Annotated in this window: 1 protein-coding gene; it reads right to left on the bottom strand. The window is 58.2% G+C overall.

Translation table 11 applies throughout. The annotated features are described in order from the left end of the window. Window positions 1–7 precede the first annotated feature (7 nt). Window positions 8–256, bottom strand: a 249-nt coding sequence (locus tag ACWGS9_RS35855; protein ID WP_454509568.1) for a transposase domain-containing protein, incomplete at its 5' end; no start/stop codon positions are given.

The raw sequence follows: 256 nt of genomic DNA, 5'->3' as shown, positions 1-256 counted from the left end.
AGGCCTTTCAGGCCTTGAAGTTCCACGGCATGAGCTGGTCGATCTGAGAGATCGGCCAGCCTCGAGCGATGCGCTCGAGGGTCAGCTTGAGCCAAGCGTAAGGATCGACGCGGTTCATTTTGGCCGTCTGCAGCATAGTGGCTATGGTGGCCCAGGCGCGTCCCCCGCCATCGCTGCCTGCAAAGAGACTGTTTTTTCTTGTTATTGTTTGCGGGCGGATCGCCCGCTCGACAATGTTGGAGTCGATCTCGATACG

Source organism: Mesorhizobium sp. Arg314, from assembly GCF_053714275.1.
This window is presented reverse-complemented; position numbering and strand designations above follow the sequence as displayed.